The 2,104-nt window shown below is 77.2% G+C and carries 2 protein-coding genes; both read right to left on the bottom strand.

What is annotated here, in order from left to right; all coding sequences use genetic code 11:
- On the bottom strand, nt 1–1,457 hold a 1,457-nt coding region (locus GA0115242_RS42110), incomplete at its 3' end, for a hypothetical protein (RefSeq protein ID WP_256089833.1).
- Nucleotides 1,458–1,604: 147 nt separating this feature from the next.
- The coding region (locus GA0115242_RS35815; RefSeq protein ID WP_141721882.1) for a helix-turn-helix transcriptional regulator at nt 1,605–2,104 on the bottom strand (500 nt) is incomplete at its 5' end.

Raw genomic sequence — 2,104 nt, 5'->3', positions numbered from 1 at the left:
CCCCCGGCACCGGGAGCACCCGCCCGACCGGCCTCACGCCGGTCCCCGCGCCCGACGGCGCCTCGCGCACCGACATCGCCTTGCGCACCGCCGTCGCCTGCGGCCCGCCGGGCACCCCGGACACGGCCTCCGGCCCCGGGAGCAACAGGGACAGCAGGAGAACCAGAAGCACCGAGGACACCGGGCGCCTCTGGGGCACCGACAGCACCGGGATAACCAGAGGCACCGGCGCCACGTGAGCGACCGGCACCGCCCGGCTCACTGGCGCCACCGGAGCCACTCGCGCCCCTCACGCCACCACAATCTCCACCGTCTCCACCACCACCCCGGACACGCCCGCCCCCGCTGCGACTACCGCGGCCACCGGGCCCACCAGATCCACCAGCACCGCCAGCACCGCCGACACCACCTGTCCCACCGACACCACCTGTCCCACCGACACCACCTGTCCCACCGGCACCACCGAACCCACCGGAGGTGCGCGCCCCGCCGACACCGTCCGCCCCACCCCGGCCCCCCGCACCCTCCCCGCCCCCGGTGCCCCGCCTGCCGTTCCGTGGGCTGGTGCCCGTCGCCGGGACTGTCCCCGCGCCCGTCCAGGACGCCCGGGTCCCGGTGGCGAAGCCGGAGTCGGCTCCGGCGGCACCGGCGTCGTCGTCCTCGATCAGGACGATGCCGTGGTCGGCGTCCACGCCCGTGTGCCAGTGGGTGCGGGCGCCGGGCGGGACGACGGCCTCGCGGGCCGCCGCGCAGCCCGCCGGGTGGCCGCCCGCGACGGCGACCACCAGGTAGCGGCCGTTCTCCGGCAGGCCGAGCGCCGCCGCCGTCTCGGGCAGGTCGGCGATCCGGCTGGTGCCGTCGAGCAGCGCCCCGGCCAGGAGTCTGACCCGGTTCTCGCGGCGCCAGGTCAGCTGCCGCTCCACCTCGCGGTAGGCGTCGGCGACGAGGGCGCAGTGCTCGTCGACGAAGTTCCAGACGTCGGCGGCGACATGGACGAGCAGCCGGACGTCCTCGGGCGCGCTGCGGGACGTCTCCTCGACGAGCCCCTGCCACACCAGGGAGCCGCCGAGCCGGAAGGCGTGCAGCAACGCGTCCAGGGGCAGGCCCTGTTCGGCCCGGGTGGCACCGATCCGCCAGGAGCAGCGGCGGGCCGCGTCCCGGGCCGGGCCCGGGTCGAGCAGCGAGGTCACGCTGTGCCGCAGCGAGCGGTGCGCCTCCTCCCAGATGCCCTCGGGGTCGTGCGCGAGGGCGGCGTGGTAGGCCGGTTCCTGCTCCCGGAGGACGGCGGTGAGGCGGTCGGTGAGGTCGGGCAGGTCGTCCAGGAGCACCCGGGCGGCCCGGTGCAGGACCCGCAGCGCGTCGGCGTCGATGAGCGAGCGCCCGCGCCTGGCCCGGGGCCGGGGCAGCGGCACCGGTCCTGGACGGACCACCGAACGCGGCCGTACGGCAGGATGCATCGCGGTACTCCCCCAACCTCGGCCCGCCGGCGGCACGCGCCCGGGGCGGGCGTCCCACGGGTGTCCGGCGGGCCGTGTCGCCCGTGCGGCGGCTGCCGCCGCCTGACTCGTCCGTGGACCGAGGATGACATACCGTCCGGTCGGTCCCTAGGGGTGTGCAGCGGTCTTTTCGCCCTGCTCGACCAGGCGCGCCAGCTCGACCCGGGACCGCACGCCGAGGGCGGCGTAGACGTTGCGCAGGTGGTAGTCGACGGTGCGGGTGCTGACGGCGAGGCTCTGGGCGATCTCCCGGTTGGTGGCGCCGTCGGCGACCCGGCGCGCGATGCGCAGTTGCTGCGGGGTGAGCCGGGCCAGCCCCGACGGTCCCCCGGCCCTGGACGCGGCGCCGTGGGCGCGGAGTTCGGCGCGGGTCTGCTCGGCCCAGACCCCGGCGCCGCAGCGCTCGAAGCCGACGAGGGCGGCGCTCAGCCGGTCGCGGGCCTCGCGCAGTCGCCGCCGGCGGCGCAGCCAGCGGCCGAACAGCAGGGCGGTGCGGGCCCGTTCGAAGTCGCCGCCGCTCTCGTCGTGCCGGTCGAGGGCGCGGGTGAAGAGGGCGTGCGCCTGGTCGGGCGGTGCCAGCAGGGCGTGGCAGCGGGCGAGTTGGGCGG

Origin of the sequence: Streptomyces sp. SolWspMP-5a-2 (genome assembly GCF_900091845.1) — a bacterium.
In the GTDB taxonomy this organism is placed as follows: domain Bacteria; phylum Actinomycetota; class Actinomycetes; order Streptomycetales; family Streptomycetaceae; genus Streptomyces; species Streptomyces doudnae.
The sequence above is the reverse complement of the archived record's forward strand: the minus strand, read 5'-3'. Positions and strand labels throughout refer to the sequence as shown.